The 15,986-nt window shown below is 58.5% G+C and carries 15 protein-coding genes; 8 read left to right on the forward strand and 7 right to left on the reverse strand.

The features are described from left to right. Positions 1-12: 12 nt before the first annotated feature. Positions 13-486 carry a transcription elongation factor GreB gene (gene greB, locus K5I40_RS19670; RefSeq protein WP_139563749.1) on the reverse strand — a complete coding sequence of 158 codons (474 nt, stop codon included), beginning with the start codon at positions 484-486 and terminating at the stop codon, positions 13-15. Between the two features lie 226 nt (positions 487-712). On the opposite strand from greB, the gene ompR reads away from it, so the two are divergent. Next, complete coding sequence (gene ompR, locus K5I40_RS19675) at positions 713-1,432, forward strand: two-component system response regulator OmpR (protein ID WP_001157751.1); 720 nt, start codon at positions 713-715, stop codon at positions 1,430-1,432. After that, positions 1,429-2,775 carry a two-component system sensor histidine kinase EnvZ gene (gene envZ / locus K5I40_RS19680; protein ID WP_039031511.1) on the forward strand — a complete coding sequence of 449 codons (1,347 nt, stop codon included), beginning with the start codon at positions 1,429-1,431 and terminating at the stop codon, positions 2,773-2,775. The genes ompR and envZ overlap by 4 nt, the downstream gene beginning before the upstream one ends. 89 nt (positions 2,776-2,864) lie before the next feature. Here the strand turns inward: envZ and pckA are convergent, their stop codons facing one another. From pckA to K5I40_RS19705, 5 genes are all read right to left on the reverse strand, one after another. Beyond that, positions 2,865-4,484, reverse strand: coding sequence for a phosphoenolpyruvate carboxykinase (ATP) (gene pckA, locus K5I40_RS19685; RefSeq protein WP_223075727.1), 1,620 nt, complete (start codon positions 4,482-4,484; stop codon positions 2,865-2,867). A gap of 378 nt (positions 4,485-4,862) precedes the next feature. Next, the gene (gene hslO / locus K5I40_RS19690; protein ID WP_039031513.1) at positions 4,863-5,741 is read right to left on the reverse strand and encodes an Hsp33 family molecular chaperone HslO; all 879 of its coding nucleotides are present in this window, start codon (positions 5,739-5,741) and stop codon (positions 4,863-4,865) included. A 23-nt stretch (positions 5,742-5,764) separates the two neighbouring features. Further along, complete coding sequence (hslR, locus tag K5I40_RS19695; RefSeq protein WP_039031514.1) at positions 5,765-6,166, reverse strand: ribosome-associated heat shock protein Hsp15; 402 nt, start codon at positions 6,164-6,166, stop codon at positions 5,765-5,767. Next, positions 6,163-6,846 (reverse strand): GMP/IMP nucleotidase, encoded by a 684-nt coding sequence (gene yrfG / locus K5I40_RS19700; protein ID WP_039031515.1) that lies wholly within the window; start codon positions 6,844-6,846, stop codon positions 6,163-6,165. The genes hslR and yrfG overlap by 4 nt, the downstream gene beginning before the upstream one ends. A gap of 63 nt (positions 6,847-6,909) precedes the next feature. Next, a complete protein-coding gene (locus tag K5I40_RS19705; protein WP_039031516.1) occupies positions 6,910-9,045 on the reverse strand; it encodes an intracellular growth attenuator family protein in 2,136 nt (711 codons plus the stop codon). A gap of 322 nt (positions 9,046-9,367) precedes the next feature. Here K5I40_RS19705 and nudE point away from each other — a divergent pair, with 322 nt between their 5' ends. After that, the gene (gene nudE / locus K5I40_RS19710; RefSeq protein ID WP_039031517.1) at positions 9,368-9,928 is read left to right on the forward strand and encodes an ADP compounds hydrolase NudE; all 561 of its coding nucleotides are present in this window, start codon (positions 9,368-9,370) and stop codon (positions 9,926-9,928) included. A gap of 40 nt (positions 9,929-9,968) precedes the next feature. Here nudE and mrcA read toward each other — a convergent pair whose 3' ends face one another. Next, positions 9,969-12,521, reverse strand: a complete 2,553-nt coding sequence (gene mrcA, locus K5I40_RS19715) for a peptidoglycan glycosyltransferase/peptidoglycan DD-transpeptidase MrcA (RefSeq protein ID WP_223075726.1) — start codon at positions 12,519-12,521, stop codon at positions 9,969-9,971. A 120-nt stretch (positions 12,522-12,641) separates the two neighbouring features. On the opposite strand from mrcA, the gene pilM reads away from it, so the two are divergent. Genes pilM through hofQ form a run of 5 tightly spaced genes read left to right on the forward strand, consistent with a single transcriptional unit; the run spans position 12,642 to position 15,937 of the window. After that, positions 12,642-13,424, forward strand: coding sequence for a pilus assembly protein PilM (pilM, locus tag K5I40_RS19720; protein ID WP_039031519.1), 783 nt, complete (start codon positions 12,642-12,644; stop codon positions 13,422-13,424). After that, entirely contained in the window at positions 13,421-13,960 is a 540-nt protein-coding gene (locus K5I40_RS19725) for a PilN domain-containing protein (RefSeq protein ID WP_223075725.1), read from the forward strand. Before pilM ends, K5I40_RS19725 begins: the two co-directional genes overlap by 4 nt. After that, positions 13,944-14,405 (forward strand): hypothetical protein, encoded by a 462-nt coding sequence (locus K5I40_RS19730; RefSeq protein ID WP_223075724.1) that lies wholly within the window; start codon positions 13,944-13,946, stop codon positions 14,403-14,405. Before K5I40_RS19725 ends, K5I40_RS19730 begins: the two co-directional genes overlap by 17 nt. After that, positions 14,395-14,787, forward strand: coding sequence for a HofP DNA utilization family protein (locus K5I40_RS19735; RefSeq protein ID WP_223075723.1), 393 nt, complete (start codon positions 14,395-14,397; stop codon positions 14,785-14,787). The genes K5I40_RS19730 and K5I40_RS19735 overlap by 11 nt, the downstream gene beginning before the upstream one ends. Then, positions 14,702-15,937, forward strand: coding sequence for a DNA uptake porin HofQ (gene hofQ / locus K5I40_RS19740; protein ID WP_223075722.1), 1,236 nt, complete (start codon positions 14,702-14,704; stop codon positions 15,935-15,937). Before K5I40_RS19735 ends, hofQ begins: the two co-directional genes overlap by 86 nt. Positions 15,938-15,986: the final 49 nt, after the last annotated feature.

Below are 15,986 nucleotides of genomic sequence, written 5' to 3' on the forward strand. Positions count from 1 at the left end.
GGCGCTCTCGGACTATTTTACGTACTCGATTTCATTGACGTACCAGCTGGCTTCACCCGCCGGGGTATGGACGACAGCCAGATCGCCCACCTCTTTTTTCAGCAGCGCCCGGGCCATCGGTGAATCGATGGAGATGTAATCCTTACGACCAAAAATTTCATCGTAGCCGACAATACGAAAGCGCTTGAGATCGCCCTCGTCGTTTTCGATCTCGACCCACGCGCCGAAGAAGACCTTGCCCTCCTGCTGCGGGGAATAATCGACGATTTTCAGGTTCTCGAGGCATTTGGTCAGATAACGCACCCGGCGGTCGATCTCGCGCAGCCGCTTCTTATTGTACTGGTAGTCGGCATTCTCACTGCGGTCGCCGAGGCTCGCTGCCCAGGTCACTTTTTTTGTCACCTCCGGGCGCTCTTCACGCCACAGGGTGTCCAGCTCTTTCTTCAGATTTTCATACCCTTCGCGGGTGATCAGGGGCGTTTTCATTCTCTGGCCTTACAACAGGGTTGCTTACCTTGCGCACATTACGTATCACTTATCTTATCAGACAGGATTAATAATGAGTTATGTGACGGAATGTACAGATAAGCTGCTGTTAAATATGCTTTGTAACAATTTCGACTAGAATTTATACCAGAATTAGCTGGTCGTGGACGCGCACTTTTTTAGAATACGCTGTTCAAGATTATCCGAACCTTTGGGAGTACTGACAATGCAAGAGAATTATAAGATTCTGGTGGTGGATGACGACATGCGCCTGCGTGCGCTCCTTGAGCGTTATCTGACCGAGCAGGGCTTCCAGGTTCGTAGCGTCGCCAACGCCGAACAGATGGACCGCCTGCTGACCCGCGAATCCTTCCACCTGATGGTGCTGGATCTGATGCTGCCGGGCGAGGATGGCCTTTCCATCTGCCGTCGTCTGCGTAGCCAAAGCAACCCGATGCCGATCATTATGGTGACGGCGAAAGGGGAAGAGGTTGACCGTATCGTGGGCCTGGAAATCGGCGCCGACGACTACATTCCAAAACCGTTTAACCCGCGCGAGCTGCTGGCCCGTATCCGCGCCGTGCTGCGCCGACAGGCGAACGAACTGCCGGGCGCGCCGTCCCAGGAAGAGGCGGTGATTGCCTTCGGTAAGTTCAAGCTGAATCTCGGCACCCGCGAGATGTTCCGTGAAGATGAGCCAATGCCGCTGACCAGCGGTGAGTTCGCGGTACTGAAAGCCCTGGTCAGCCATCCGCGTGAGCCGCTCTCCCGCGATAAGCTGATGAACCTGGCGCGTGGCCGTGAATATTCCGCGATGGAGCGTTCCATCGACGTACAGATCTCCCGCCTGCGCCGCATGGTGGAAGAGGATCCGGCGCACCCGCGCTATATCCAGACCGTCTGGGGTCTGGGCTACGTGTTTGTCCCGGACGGCTCTAAAGCATGAGGCGAATGCGTTTCTCGCCGCGTAGCTCGTTTGCCCGCACCCTGTTACTGATCGTCACCCTGCTGTTTGTCAGCCTGGTGACGACCTATCTGGTCGTGCTGAACTTTGCGATCCTGCCGAGCCTGCAGCAGTTTAATAAGGTCCTGGCCTACGAAGTCCGTATGCTGATGACCGATAAACTGCAGCTGGAAGATGGCACGCAGCTGGTGGTTCCTCCGGCGTTTCGCCGTGAAATCTACCGTGAGCTGGGGATATCGCTCTATTCTAACGAAGCGGCGGAAGACGCAGGCCTGCGCTGGGCCCAGCATTATGAATTCCTCAGCCAGCAGATGGCGCAGCAGCTGGGCGGCCCAACGGAAGTGCGCGTTGAGGTCAACAAAAGCTCGCCGGTCGTCTGGCTGAAAACCTGGCTGTCACCCAATATCTGGGTGCGCGTGCCGCTGACCGAAATCCATCAGGGCGACTTCTCGCCGCTGTTCCGTTACACCCTGGCGATCATGCTGCTGGCGATAGGCGGCGCGTGGCTGTTTATCCGTATTCAGAACCGACCGCTGGTCGACCTGGAGCACGCGGCGCTTCAGGTCGGTAAAGGGATTATTCCGCCTCCGCTGCGCGAGTATGGCGCGTCGGAAGTGCGTTCGGTGACCCGCGCCTTCAACCATATGGCGGCCGGGGTGAAGCAGCTGGCGGATGACCGTACCCTGCTGATGGCCGGGGTCAGCCACGACCTGCGTACGCCGCTGACGCGTATTCGCCTCGCCACTGAAATGATGGGCGAGGAGGACGGCTATCTGGCGGAGTCCATCAACAAGGACATCGAAGAGTGCAACGCCATTATCGAGCAGTTCATCGACTACCTGCGTACCGGGCAGGAGATGCCGATGGAGATCGCAGAACTGAACGCGGTGCTGGGCGAAGTGGTGGCGGCCGAGAGCGGCTACGAGCGTGAGATCGAAACCGATCTGCAGCCGGGCGATATCACCGTGCGGATGCATCCGCTCTCCATCAAGCGCGCCGTGGCGAATATGGTGGTGAACGCCGCCCGCTACGGTAACGGCTGGATCAAGGTCAGCAGTGGCTCCGAACTGAATCGCGCCTGGTTCCAGGTGGAAGATGACGGCCCGGGGATCAAACCGGAACAGCGTAAACATCTGTTCCAGCCGTTTGTGCGTGGCGACAGCGCGCGCAGCACCAGCGGCACCGGTTTAGGCCTGGCGATTGTGCAGCGTATCGTGGATAACCATAACGGTCTGCTGGAGATTGGCACCAGCGAGCGGGGCGGGTTGAGTATCCGCGCGTGGCTGCCGGTTCCGTTTCCGCGCAGGCAGGTGAAAGAGAGCTAATAAAATAAGCCGGGTGGCGGCTTCGCCTTACCCGGCTACATTCAGGGTTTTTGTAGGCCGGGTAAGCGCAGCGCCACCCGGCACAGTCTCTACAGCTTAGGTCCTGCAACAACCAACGCCGCACCCGCTGGCGTATCGGTGTACTTCTCAAAGTTTTCCACAAACAGCTTCGCAAGCTGAGTGGCTTTTTCCTGCCACTGTTCCGGCGACGCGTAGGTGTTACGCGGGTCGAGGATATGGCTGTCCACGCCTGGCAGTTCGGTCGGGATCGCCAGATCGAACATCGGCAGGGTGAAGGTTTCTGCATCATCCAGCGAACCGTTCAGAATGGCGTCGATAATGGCGCGGGTATCTTTAATCGAGATACGTTTGCCGGTGCCGTTCCAGCCGGTGTTGACCAGGTACGCCTGGGCGCCTGAGACCTGCATGCGTTTCACCAGCACTTCGGCGTACTGCGTCGGGTGCAGCGACAGGAAGGCTGCGCCGAAGCAGGCGGAGAAGGTTGGCGTTGGCTCAGTGACACCCCGCTCGGTACCGGCCAGCTTGGCGGTAAAACCGGAGAGGAAGTGGTACTGTGTCTGGCTGGCGGTCAGGCGTGAAACCGGCGGCAGCACGCCAAACGCGTCGGCGGTGAGGAAGATCACCTTGGTCGCGTGGCCCGCTTTTGAGACCGGCTTAACGATGTTGTCGATGTGGTAGATCGGGTAGCTGACGCGGGTGTTTTCGGTTTTTGACGCATCGTCAAAATCCACCGAGCCGTCGGCGCGTACCGTCACGTTCTCCAGCAGCGCATCGCGGCGGATCGCCTGGAAGATATCCGGCTCCGCTTCTGCCGACAGACGAATGGTCTTGGCGTAGCAGCCGCCTTCAAAGTTAAACACCCCGTCATCGTCCCAGCCGTGCTCGTCGTCGCCAATCAGGCGGCGTTTCGGGTCGGTGGAGAGGGTGGTTTTACCGGTGCCGGAGAGGCCGAAGAAGACCGCCACATCGCCTTTCTCGCCGACGTTCGCCGAGCAGTGCATGGAGGCAATGCCCTGCAACGGCAGCAGGTAGTTCATCACCGAGAACATCCCTTTCTTCATTTCGCCGCCGTACCATGTGCCGCCGATCAGCTGGATACGTTCCGTCAGGTTAAAGGCGACAAAGTTTTCGGAGTTCAGTCCCTGCTCTTTCCAGTTCGGGTTGGTGCACTTCGCACCGTTCATCACCACAAAGTCAGGCTCGAAGCTCTGCAGCTCTTCATCGGTGGGGCGAATGAACATGTTCTTCACGAAATGCGCCTGCCAGGCCACCTCGGTGATAAAGCGAACGGAAAGACGGGTGTCGGCGTTGGCGCCGCAGTAAGCGTCGATAATGAACAGACGCTTGCCGGAAAGTTGTTGGGTGACGAGGGTCTTCAGGTGCTGCCAGGTTTCAGGGGAGATCGCTTTGTTGTCGTTCTTCCCTTTGCCATGATCGGCCCACCACAGGGTGTCGCGGGTGGTGTCGTCACGGACAATGTATTTATCCTTCGGCGAACGCCCGGTAAAGATACCGGTATCGACAGCAATGGCGCCGGTCGTCGTCAGGATGCCGCGCTCGTAGCCTTCCAGCGCTGGATTGAGCTCTTCCTGATACAGCGTATCGTAATCGGGGTTGTAGACGATATCCTGAGCATCGTTGATACCATAAGCCATGAGATCTTGCGGGGTTAAACCATTAACACGCATATCACTGCTCCTTAGCCAATTTATACTGCCTGAAATTGTAGGGTTTTTCTTCGAATGTTAACCGCGACCGGGCTCATAGATTTGCGTATCTGGACAAAAACCCTTAATGACGGAAAACGCTGTGACTCCTGTCACTCGCGGAGCAGATTATGGCAGGAATCACTTTTCGGTTGGGGAAAATGTTCTTAAAAGGTTAATGGGCGGTAAATTTAACTACGAGAATGTGAATGTAAGCGCATACATGAAAGAAAATTACGAAAGCCTTACATGACTGGTAACGATTCAGCAGGGGGAGGAGGAATAGTTAATGAAATTAAAGAGTAGCGGGAAAGGGAAGAAGGTCAACTGCCCCCACAGGAGGGCAGTTAACGACAGGGCTTAGTGCAGCTGAGGATCTGCCGGAGAGGCGTTGTTGCGGATCTCGGCAATGTCCATTGCATTGAAGACGTAGTGAGAGCCACAGTAATCGCAGTGCATGTCGATCTCGCCATCTTCCGCCAGGATGCTGTCGATCTCTTCATCCGGCAGCGTTTTCAGGGCACCCGCACAGCGTTCACGGGAACAGGTGCACTTGAACTCAACGTCCTGCGGATCGTACAGGGTCACCTCTTCTTCATGATACAGACGCCACAGCACGTCGTTCGCCGGCAGGGTGAGCAGCTCTTCGGCTTTGATGGTTTCGGTCAGGGTCGCCAGGTGCTCAAAATCATTGGTCTGAGCGTCCTGTGCAGGCAGAACCTGCAGCAGCATCCCGCCTGCCGCCGGCTGGCCATCGACTTCGCCGGTACGGATAAACAGGCGCGTCGGCAGCTGTTCGGAACGCATGAAGTAATCTTCCAGGCAGGCCGCCAGGGTATCGCCCTCCAGACCCACCACGCCCTGATAGCGCTCGCCCTCTTCCGGGGAGATGGTGATCACCAGATAGCCGTTGCCGACCAGCGTTTTCAGATCGGCATTTTCCGGGACGTCGCCCTGAACGCGCGCCACGCCGCGCATCTGCTGCTGGTTGTTGCCGTTGATCACCGCCAGGCTCATCGGGCCATCACCCTGCAGCTGCACGGTGATGTCACCGGCAAATTTCAGGGTCGCAGTCAGCAGGCTGGTGGCGACCAGCAGCTCACCCAGCACGGTCTTAACCGGCAGCGGATAGTTGTGGTTTTCCAGGATCTGTTTCCAGGTTTCGGATACCGTCACCAGCTCGCCGCGAACGGCAAATTGTTCAAACAGATAGCGGTGTAATTGGTCGTGTTGGGCCATAGTCATCTCTCGTTCAGCAAGAATCACTCATTCTCGCCATTTTTAAATTTAATCAGATCGCGACGCTCTTTCTTGTCCGGTCGCCTGTCGGGATGCGGCATGGTCAGGGCATTGAGCTTGCGCGCCTGGGCCATCTTCTCGCGTTTTTCAACGCTTTCTGCCGTCTCTTCGTACAGGGTGCTGGCTTCCGCTGCCGGGCGACGCTGTTCGGTGACATTTTTTACGATCACCGTTCGTTCGTCATTGCCCTGACGCAGCGTCAGGGTGGCGTTCAGCTCCACGAGCTTGCTCGGTTTGCTGCGCTGCCCGTTGTAATGCACCTTGCCGCCTTCAATCATTTCGCGGGCGAGGGCGCGCGTTTTGTAAAAGCGGGCAGCCCACAGCCATTTATCCAGTCTTACCCCTTCGGAGGGTTTCTCTTTCATGGCTTCTCCTTCACGGTGAGTGAGGGGATCATCCGGCGATAGTCGTTCATCCCCGGATGGCGAAGATAGCTTTTTTCAGCCAGGCCAGAATCAGGATTGGTCACGCCAAGGCAATAACGAATGCCAAATTTTGCCGCCGCATCCAGAATGGGTTCGCTGTCATCAATGAACAACGTTCTCTCTGGCTGCAGGCCGGTCTCTTCTGCCACCGCCTGCCACAGTCGCTGATCCTCTTTCGGATAACCAAATGTGTGGGTGGAAAGTAATAAATCAAGGTGTGAACCCAGTCCGGTATGTTCCAGCTTCACCGCCAGATTATGTGGGTGCGCGTTGGTCAACAGAATGCGCCGCTTACCGCTGGCTTTGAGCGCGTCCAGAAAGGGAACAGTATCTTCACGCAGTACGGCGCGCGCGCCCTGAGCGGTAGTCATCGCACAAATATCCAGTCCGAGGCGTTCGCTCCAGTAGTCCAGGCAGTACCAGTTTAGCGTATGTTGTACGGCGGTATATTGCTGGCGTATGAATTCCTGCGCCTCCAGCGGGGTGATCCCTTGCTGCTCGCCGTAGGTCTCCGGCACCAGTTTTTGCCAGAAGTAGTTATCAAACGCGAGATCGAGCAGCGTGCCGTCCATATCCAGCAGGACGGTATCAACGTCCTGCCAGGCGATATCAAGATGCATGGGGAATACTCCAGCCAGAAGAAACGTGCGCGACAGGGTAGCATATCTTGTCGCGCACAGAAGTTATCCGATCAGGCTCTCAGGGGTGGGGATCAGCTTCGGATTGAGGCAATTTTCGTAGTACTGCTGGATCTCGGCCAGGCGGGTGCGCGAGCGCTGGTAGCGGCGCAGGGCCATCACGCCGTTCCAGATAATGCACAGCACCATCGCCAGCATCAGCAGCGAGGTGGCGATGTAGCGCCATAAAGCGGCGCTATCCGGTATGCGGTGCAGTTCGATATGGCGGGTGCCGTTGGCATCGGTAAAGATGTTGGTCACAATCCCTTCCGCGCTGAACGGCGTGCGCATCAGCATCTGCGCCAGCCGCTGAAACTCACCCCACTGCTCCTGGGCCGGGTAGTCGTACAGCGCTACCGGCGGATAAGGCTGATCGACCAGATCGCTGCCCTCATCGCTGACAATCACAAAGCCGCCGGGCGCCGGGCTGTTAAGGGCCTGTGCGGCACGGGAGGTTTCGCGCATCACGAACGGCGCGGTAGAGGTGGCGACCAGGTTTTCCAGCGACTCGGCGCTCACCGGACGCAGCAGGACGTTAACGCCATCAAGACGGCCAGCGGTAGCGCGCTTGACCAGCGCTTCCCAGTCCTTGCTGTTACCGAGATTCACCAGGGCGTTCTTCAGCCTGACGCATTCGTCCGCCTCTGCGCACAGATCCTGGGTTTTCAGGACGATATCGCCAAAATCATCCAGCAGGATCATGCCCGATTTCTGAATGGCGGAGCGTAATGCCGGGCTGACGCGCGTCTCATCTTCCGGTTTAGGATGGAGCTGGCGGCTCAGGGCCTGAGTCAGCGCCGTGGCTTTGTTAACGGTATCCGATTCAGGCAGCGGCAGCGGGGCCGCGTCATTCCAGATCAGCTGCGAGCAGTCAAAAGGTGCAAAAGGCGAGCTCTGGCGCGCGTTCCAGTTGCCCGCCGCGTGGATATTACACATCCCGGTGCCCTGCAGATGCAGGGTATCACCGATGCGCACCCCGGCGTTTTCAAGCTGATCGACGCTGGTTGCCTCGATGGTCTGGGCGCCCTTGATCCATGAGAGGGTAAATTTGATCGGCATATCCAGCGGCACGAGGAGAACCAGCATCGCCAGTACGAGCCCTGCGCCACCGGCAATCACCGTGCTGCGCAGCCAGTGCTGCAGCGGGAAGTTTTTCACCTCGTCATGCAGGGATAAATAGCGCCCCTGGCGCACCACGTGGCGGTCAAGATAGATATCAACGTCGGTCTTTTGCCCTAAATCCTGGGCCAGCCACGGCTGCCAGTGGCGCGGGTAGATCAGGTCAATAATGCCCATCGAGATATTATTGACGTGATCCTGATCGTTCTCGCCAAACAGACCCCAGCGCTTTGGCGTCCCGCGCAGACAGTGGATCTCACGCAGCGCGTTTTTCGCCGGTGGGGCGAAGAGTCCCCATAATCCCGCCGCCAGCAGCAGCACGCCGCCACCGGCAAGCCAGGGGGCAAAGACGTCCGGGCTCATCAGGCAGAAGAAAAACAGCAGGAAGGCGGCGACAATCAGCAGCGCTTCACGAATGCCGTCCGGGCGGCTGAGAGCGTACTCTTCGTGCGTCTCCTGGCGAATGTTCAGCAGCTCAATCTGCTCGGTCTCTTCGCCACGAATCGAGGCCTGGGTTGAGCTGACGTGTTCCAGCGCCAGGTGCGGGGCTTCCTGAACATATTCGGCGATGGAGTGGCCGTTCAGGGCAATCACCAGCGGGATAGAGTCGGTGTGGATCAGCTCAACGCTGTTTTCATCGTTGATGTACTGTTCCCAGAACGGCGGCAGATGCACTTCGACGGAGTCGAGGTAGTAGCGCCATTTATTGGGATCGTCGGTGGTAATACCGTAGCGGGTAATGGAGCGCGTCAGGCTGTGCACGGTATTGCTCTGGGCATTCAGGCTTAACGATACCGGCGCGGCGCTGGCACCTGTGGCAGGTGTCTGCTGGATACGGTTAAACGACTCGAGATATTGCTCGATCGCGCTGCGCTCTTCTGCGGTGAGTTTGCGTGTGCTCGCCCCGGTAAAGGCATTGAGATAAGGCAGGCGATATCGATGCTGCGCCCGACGTCTGTACAACCACCCTGCAATGAATGCGCAGGCCAGCATAGCAGCGATGACAATCAAAATGGTGCTCATGCTTTCCCCATCTTACTTTTTCTTACAGGTGTAGTCAGTAGCACCTTAACAGTGAATGCGTGTCTGTGGTTGGCTATCGGCATGTAAGGCGTTGAACTTGAGCAATTTGAAGCGCATCCCAGTGATCGCAGATGATAGCAAAGGCAACCGTGGCGGAATATCAGCAAATTCCTGGAACAATTTCAACCTATTGACTTTTGACTTGAAATGAGGAATGAATCTCATAACGTTGCAATAATGTAAATAAAGCGCGATTGACATTGCCGAAACCGTGCGGCATATCGCACAATGACGCCAGTTCACCCAGCAAAGACCCGTCAAAATGAGCAAACCCTTACAAAAGCCCACCATCCTGAATGTTGAAACCGTCGCCAAATCGCGCCTGTTTAACGTTGAGAGCGTGGACCTGGAGTTTAGTAACGGCGTCCGCCGCGTCTACGAGCGTATGCGTCCCTCCACGCGCGAAGCCGTCATGATTGTGCCTATTGTCGACGAGCACCTGATTTTAATCCGCGAATACGCGGTGGGAACGGAATCCTACGAGCTGGGCTTTTCAAAGGGGCTTATCGATCCCGGCGAGTCGGTTTATGAAGCCGCAAACCGTGAGCTGAAAGAAGAGGTCGGTTTTGGTGCGAAAGAGCTCACTTTCCTGAAAAAACTCAGCATGGCACCCTCTTATTTCTCCAGCAAAATGAATATCGTGCTGGCGGAAGATCTCTATCCTGAATCGCTGGAAGGGGATGAACCCGAGCCGCTGCCGCAGGTGCGCTGGCCGCTGGCGCATCTGATGGATCTGCTGGAAGAGCCTGATTTTAACGAAGCCCGGAATGTAAGCGCGCTGTTCCTGGTGCGTGAATGGCTGAAAGGGCAGGGAAGGCTGTAGCGTAAAATCCCCCTCTCCACAGGGAAAGGGGGAAGATGTATCAGAAGAGCTCCTGCGTTTCGCCGTTATCAATCAACGTTGTACCCACCTCATGCACCACCTGATGCGTTGGTTGCGTGCCTTCGATGAAATACTCTTCGCGACTGTTACCGCCGTTAGCCAGCTGACCGCTGCTGCGATCGATATTGACCGTAACGATACCCGGCGGTGGCGTGAGCGGCTGCTCCGGTACGCCATCAAGAACGACTTTCATAAAGGCATCCCACGCCGGCTGAGCACTTTTGGCTCCGCCTTCGTAACCGGAGATCTGATCTTTAATCGCCCCGGACGCCGTGGTACGGCCTAAATCACGACGGTGATCGTCAAAGCCGATCCACACCGACGTTACCGCACCCGGACCATAACCCGAGAACCAGGCATCTTTCGAGCTGTTGGTGGTCCCGGTTTTGCCGCCGATGTCCTTGCGCTGCAAATCACGACCCGCACGCCAGCCCGTGCCCTGCCAGCCCGGTTCACCAAAGATGTTGGTGTTCAGCGCGCTCTTGATCAGGAACGCCAGCGGAGTGTTAATCACGTGCGGGGCATACTCCTGAGCACCGGTCTGGGCAACCAGCGCCTGGTTCGCCTGCTGGAGCTGCGGCATCGGCACCGCCGCATTCTGCTGCTCCTGAGAAATCGCGACATCTTCCATGTCCTGGTTGTTCAGCGCCTCTGACTTAGGCGTGTCACCGTAGATCACCGGAATATCACACTCTGCGCAGGCGATTTTCGGTCTGGCGTCAAACAGGACACCGCCCTGATCGTTCTCGATTTTGCTGATGAAGAACGGATCGACCAGGAAGCCGCCGTTGGCCATCACCGCATAGCCGCGCGCGACCTGCAGCGGGGTAAAGGAGGCGGAGCCCAGCGCCAGCGACTCGGTATGCACGATATTTTGCGCCGGGAAGCCGAAGCGCTGCAGATATTCCGCCGCATAATCGACGCCCATGGCACGCATGGCGCGCACCATCACCACGTTTTTCGACTGTCCCAGCCCCTGACGCAGGCGAATCGGACCGGCGTACTCTGCGGGTGAGTTTTTCGGACGCCAGTCGGAACCGGCCCCGGCATCCCAGCGGGAGATCGGCACGTCATTGAGGATACTGGCGAGGGTCAGACCCTTATCCATTGCCGCGGTGTAGAGGAAGGGTTTGATATTGGAACCGACCTGACGCAGCGCCTGAGTGGCACGGTTAAATTTGCTCTGGTTAAAGTCGAAGCCGCCAACCAGCGCCAGCACCGCGCCGTTATGCGGATCGATGGATACCAGCGCCGAGTTAACGTCCGGGATCTGCCCCAGCCACCAGGCGTCATTCACCTGGCGAACCCAGATTTGCTGACCCACCTGTACCGCATCGGTCACTTTACGTGGCGTCACGCCCTGCTGCGTATCAGAGCGATACGGACGCGCCCAGCGTACCCCTTCCATCCGCAGCGACACGGACGTGCCGTCCGCGAGCATCGCCGTGGCTTCCTGCGGATTGGCCTGGGTCACCACCGCCGCCACGAACGGCCCGTAGCCCGGAAGCGGCTTCAGGGTATCGGTGATTTTTTTGCTGTTCCACGCCGATTCACCCACTTTCCACAGCACGTTTGAAGGACCGCGGTAGCCGTGACGCATATCGTAATCAATCACGTTGTTACGCACCGCCTGCTGCGCGCCCTGCTGGACGTTGCGGCTGATGGTGGTGTAAACGCGGTAACCATCTTCGTAGGCCTGCTCGCCGTAGCGGGAAACCATCTCCTGACGAACCATCTCGCTGAGGTACGGCGCGGAGAAGGCAATTTCCGGGGCATGGTAGTTGGCGTCAATCACATCGTTGCGCGCCTGATCGTACTGGGTCTGGCTGATATAGCCCTCGCTCAGCATACGCGACAGCACCACGTTGCGACGCGCCGTAGCGCGATCCAGCGAGTAGAGCGGGTTAAAGGTGGAAGGCGCCTTCGGCAGACCGGCGATGGTGGCCATCTCACTCAGGGTGAGCTGCTCGATGGATTTACCGAAATAGACCTGCGCCGCCGCGCCCACGCCATAGGCACGGTAGCCGAGATAGATCTTGTTGAGGTAAAGCTCAAGGATCTCATCTTTGTTCAGCAACTGCTCAATGCGGATCGCCAGGAACACTTCCTTAACCTTACGCATCAGCGTTTTTTCAGGGCTCAGGAAGAAGTTACGCGCCAGCTGCTGGGTGATGGTACTAGCCCCCTGCGAAGCATGGCCGGAGAACAGCGCTACGCTTGCAGCACGGAAAATCCCCACCGGGTCAACGCCGTGGTGCTCATAAAAGCGGCTGTCTTCTGTGGCAATAAAGGCTTTCACCATGACGGGCGGAATTTGATTCAGCGTCAGCGGGATACGGCGCTTTTCACCGTACTGGGCAATCAGCTCGCCATCGGCGCTATAAACCTGCATCGGGATCTGAAGTCGTACGTCACGAAGCGTAGCGACATCAGGCAGTTGCGGCTCAATATATTTGTACAAACCAAAAATCGAGCCTGCTCCAAGCAGAATGCAACAGACTGCAAGGATCAATAAATACTTTACGAACTTCACTGGAGATTTCCCATTTAGTTTGAACTGGGCAGTTTCTAAACAATCGCGCGGTAGTATAAAGGCAAGCCTGTAGCATTGATATAGCCGTCATCCCCAGGGACGATAAGGAGATCGTGAAACATGGCGTTTAAAACATGGCGAACAGGCGTTCATATTCAACAGGATAAGGTTCTGGCCGTCGCGCTGGTGCGCGAAAAGTCGGGGTGGGGTCTGCGCCGCTGGTGGCAGCTCCCCCTGGCGGAGGGCATTATCCACGACGGGCAAATTCTTCAGCCCGAACAACTGGCTGCGGCCCTGCGCGAATGGCGTCAGACGCTGCCGCATCAGCATCAAATATTTCTCGCCTTTCCGGCTGCCCGCACCCTGCAGCGCACGCTGCCGCGCCCGGCGATGACCCTGCGCGACAGCGAGCAGACGGCCTGGATTGCATCCGCGTTGAGCCGTGAACTGGAGATGGCGCCCGAAGCCCTGCGTTTTGACTATGCAGAAGATACCTTCAGCCAGACATTTCAGATTACTGCCGCACAAAATAAGGAGATCGACGCGCTTCTGGAGCTGGCCCGGGTCCTGCGCCTGCAACTCACCACCATCACGCCCGATGCCGGAGCGCTGACGCATCTGCTGCCTTTTGTGCAGGCGCCCGCCCAGTGTATCGCCTGGCGCGATCGGGACCAGTGGCTCTGGGCGATGCGCCACCAGTGGGGCAGGCGCGGGCTGGCGGAAGCCCCCGACGTCGAACGGCTGGCCGCGCTGCTGGCGCTCAGGGTTGAGGAGATCGCCTGCTGCGATATGGCCAGTTTCGATCCCTGGTGCGTGGTACCCCACCGGCAGCCGCCGCTGCCTGAAAATGGCGCGGATTTTAGCGTCGCGCTGGCGCTGGCGGCGGGAGTCTATCCGGTATGAGGACCGCAAACCTGCTGCCGTGGCGTCAGCAACAAAAACGCCACTGCCTGCGCTTCTGGGGCCTGCTGTTTACCGGCTCGCTGCTCTTAACGCTGGTGCTCTGGACGGCCCTTCGGGCCAGCTCATCTCTGCAGACGGATGTTTACGCCCATAGGCAGGCCAGCGATCTGGCGCTACGACAGGCGCTGGAGCAGCGGCAAACGCAGTGGGCGGCGCGTGTTGTTCAGCGCCAGCAACGGCAGCGCTGGGCGCGGCAAAAAGCCAGCACGGAGGCCTGGCAGGCGGAACTGATCGCCCTGGCCCACGCCCTGCCGGAGCAGGCATGGCTGGCGCAGCTTCGCTTTAAGCAGTCCACGCTCTCGCTCCACGGATACGCCACTACCTTACCGGCGCTTGCGGCGCTGGAGACGGCACTACGCCAGCTGCCCGGATTCGGGCCGGGAACGCCGGGGGAGATGCGCCAGGACGCGCAGGGACGCTGGGAGTTTAGCTGGACGCTGACCCGCAAGGAGCAGGCTTATGCGGATCCATCCTGACATCTGGTACAGGCTGTCTCCGCGCTGGCGCGGCCTGTGCTGGGGCGTCAGTTCCGGGCTGATGCTGTTCGGCGTGACCGGTGTGCAGCTACACATACAGCAGCAACAGCTCACGACGCAGCAGGCTCAGCATGAACAAGGCGCTGCGATCAACGCCCGCTTATGGACCGCGGTGCGTAAGCTCTTCCCCGAGGATGACGTCCCAGCGTCCATGGCAACGCGCCCTTTTTCGCCGCTGGAGTTCGATACCGGTGAGATGCGGATGGTGCGCTGGCAGCCCGTCAGCGCAGGCGGGGAGCTGGTGGTCGATGCGGTGTGGGCGCAGATCCCCACGCTGTTTGCCACCCTCGCCCGGCGCGATGTGGCGGTCGGGCGTTTTACCATCCAGCCAGAGCAGCAAAAGCTACGGATTACCCTCCAGCTGGAGCGGCAGAATGCGGGTTAACCGGGGCGTGCTGCTTTTACTGCCGCTGCTTCTCGGCATGCGCGATCCGTTTCAGGCCCCGGTGTCACGCTGCCCCGACGCCGTCCTGAGCCAGTGGCGTTATGCCGGGCTGGTGTCCGGCGCGGTGCCTGTGGGGATCGTCAGGGATGAAACGTCTCGCTGGCTGCGGGTGCGCCGCGGCGAGACGCTGCCTCAGGGCTGGCGGGTAATGACGCTGGATGAAAAGGAGCTGGTCATCGACACCTCAGAGGCCTGTGAACAGTCCCAATGGCGATGGCAACGACAAGGAACGAAACATGAAAACAGGGATCGTGGCACTGCTGCTGATCGCCAGCCAGGCGCTGGCAGCGGAACCGGCGGCCGTCAATCTGGTGGTGGATGACGTACCGGTCGCCCAGCTTCTGCAGGCTCTGGCGGAGCAGGAGAACCGCAACATGATTATCGCCCCGGACGTGAGCGGCAACGTCTCGCTGCGTCTGCAGAAGGTGCCCTGGCTACAGGCGCTACAGACGGTAGTGACCAGCGCCGGGCTGGTGATGCGCCAGCACGAGGGCATCTTTTATATTCACAGCGCCGCCTGGCAACAGCAGCAGCAGGCCAGAAAAGAGGCGGAGCGCGCAAAGCGCCAGCTCAGCGTGCCGCTGGAGGCGCGCAGCTTCCCTCTCTCGTATGCGGATGCGAGCGATCTCCAGCAGGCTGCCGAAAAGCTCCTCAGCCCAAAAGGCAGCCTGGCGGTGGACAAACGCACCAATCGTCTGCTGGTGCGCGACACCCGGGCAGCGCTGGACGCACTACAGCACTGGGTGACGCAGATGGATCTGCCGGTAGCGCAGGTCGAGCTCGCGGCGCACATCGTCAGCATGAGTGAAAAAAGCCTGCGCGAGTTAGGGGTGAAGTGGAGTCTGGCCCAGGCTCAGCAGGCGGGTAAGCCCGGTCAGCTGACGATACTCAGCGCCGATCTTGCGGTTAACGCCGCGACCACGCAGGTGGGCTTTAATATCGGGCGGATTAATGGCCGGCTGCTGGACATTGAGCTCTCCGCCCTCGAACAAAAGCAGCAGGTAGATATCATCGCCAGCCCGCGGCTGCTGGCATCGCACATGCAGCCCGCCAGCATCAAACAGGGGAGCGAGATCCCTTATCAGGTCTCCAGCGGAGAGAGCGGGGCGACGTCGGTGGAGTTTAAAGAGGCGGTGCTGGGCATGGAGGTGACGCCGGTGGTGCTGGCCAACGGTCGGGTACGCCTGAAGCTGCGTATCAGCGAGAACAGCCCGGGCCAGGTGTTGCAGCAGGCCGACAGTGAAACCCTGACCATCGATAAGCAGGAGATTGAAACCCAGGTTGAAGTTAAAAGTGGTGAAACGCTGGCCTTAGGGGGAATTTTTTCTCAGAGGCATAAAAGCGGCAGCGAAAATGTGCCAGGCTTGAGCCGTATTCCTCTCCTGGGGCACCTTTTCCGCCATCAGGGTAAAGACAACGAGCGCCGGGAATTAGTGGTTTTTATCACCCCACGTCTGGTTGCAACGCCATAATGGGCAGCAATGCCCGGCGTGATTTTGCATTCTGTTTGTTGCAGATGTT

Source organism: Leclercia sp. LTM14, assembly GCF_023736175.1.
Taxonomy (GTDB): Bacteria; Pseudomonadota; Gammaproteobacteria; order Enterobacterales; family Enterobacteriaceae; genus Enterobacter; species Enterobacter barmai.

What these genes read in the sequence shown, in the direction of transcription:
- ompR (WP_001157751.1), top strand. Translation starts at nt 713, where the DNA reads ATGCAAGAGAATTATAAGATTCTGGTGGTGGATGACGACATGCGCCTG.
- pilM (WP_039031519.1), top strand. Translation starts at nt 12,642, where the DNA reads ATGGCGTTTAAAACATGGCGAACAGGCGTTCATATTCAACAGGATAAG.
- yrfG (WP_039031515.1), bottom strand. Translation starts at nt 6,846, where the DNA reads ATGCATCTTGATATCGCCTGGCAGGACGTTGATACCGTCCTGCTGGAT.
- K5I40_RS19705 (WP_039031516.1), bottom strand. Translation starts at nt 9,045, where the DNA reads ATGAGCACCATTTTGATTGTCATCGCTGCTATGCTGGCCTGCGCATTC.
- envZ (WP_039031511.1), top strand. Translation starts at nt 1,429, where the DNA reads ATGAGGCGAATGCGTTTCTCGCCGCGTAGCTCGTTTGCCCGCACCCTG.
- hslO (WP_039031513.1), bottom strand. Translation starts at nt 5,741, where the DNA reads ATGGCCCAACACGACCAATTACACCGCTATCTGTTTGAACAATTTGCC.
- hslR (WP_039031514.1), bottom strand. Translation starts at nt 6,166, where the DNA reads ATGAAAGAGAAACCCTCCGAAGGGGTAAGACTGGATAAATGGCTGTGG.
- greB (WP_139563749.1), bottom strand. Translation starts at nt 486, where the DNA reads ATGAAAACGCCCCTGATCACCCGCGAAGGGTATGAAAATCTGAAGAAA.
- K5I40_RS19725 (WP_223075725.1), top strand. Translation starts at nt 13,421, where the DNA reads ATGAGGACCGCAAACCTGCTGCCGTGGCGTCAGCAACAAAAACGCCAC.
- K5I40_RS19730 (WP_223075724.1), top strand. Translation starts at nt 13,944, where the DNA reads ATGCGGATCCATCCTGACATCTGGTACAGGCTGTCTCCGCGCTGGCGC.
- K5I40_RS19735 (WP_223075723.1), top strand. Translation starts at nt 14,395, where the DNA reads ATGCGGGTTAACCGGGGCGTGCTGCTTTTACTGCCGCTGCTTCTCGGC.
- nudE (WP_039031517.1), top strand. Translation starts at nt 9,368, where the DNA reads ATGAGCAAACCCTTACAAAAGCCCACCATCCTGAATGTTGAAACCGTC.
- pckA (WP_223075727.1), bottom strand. Translation starts at nt 4,484, where the DNA reads ATGCGTGTTAATGGTTTAACCCCGCAAGATCTCATGGCTTATGGTATC.
- hofQ (WP_223075722.1), top strand. Translation starts at nt 14,702, where the DNA reads ATGAAAACAGGGATCGTGGCACTGCTGCTGATCGCCAGCCAGGCGCTG.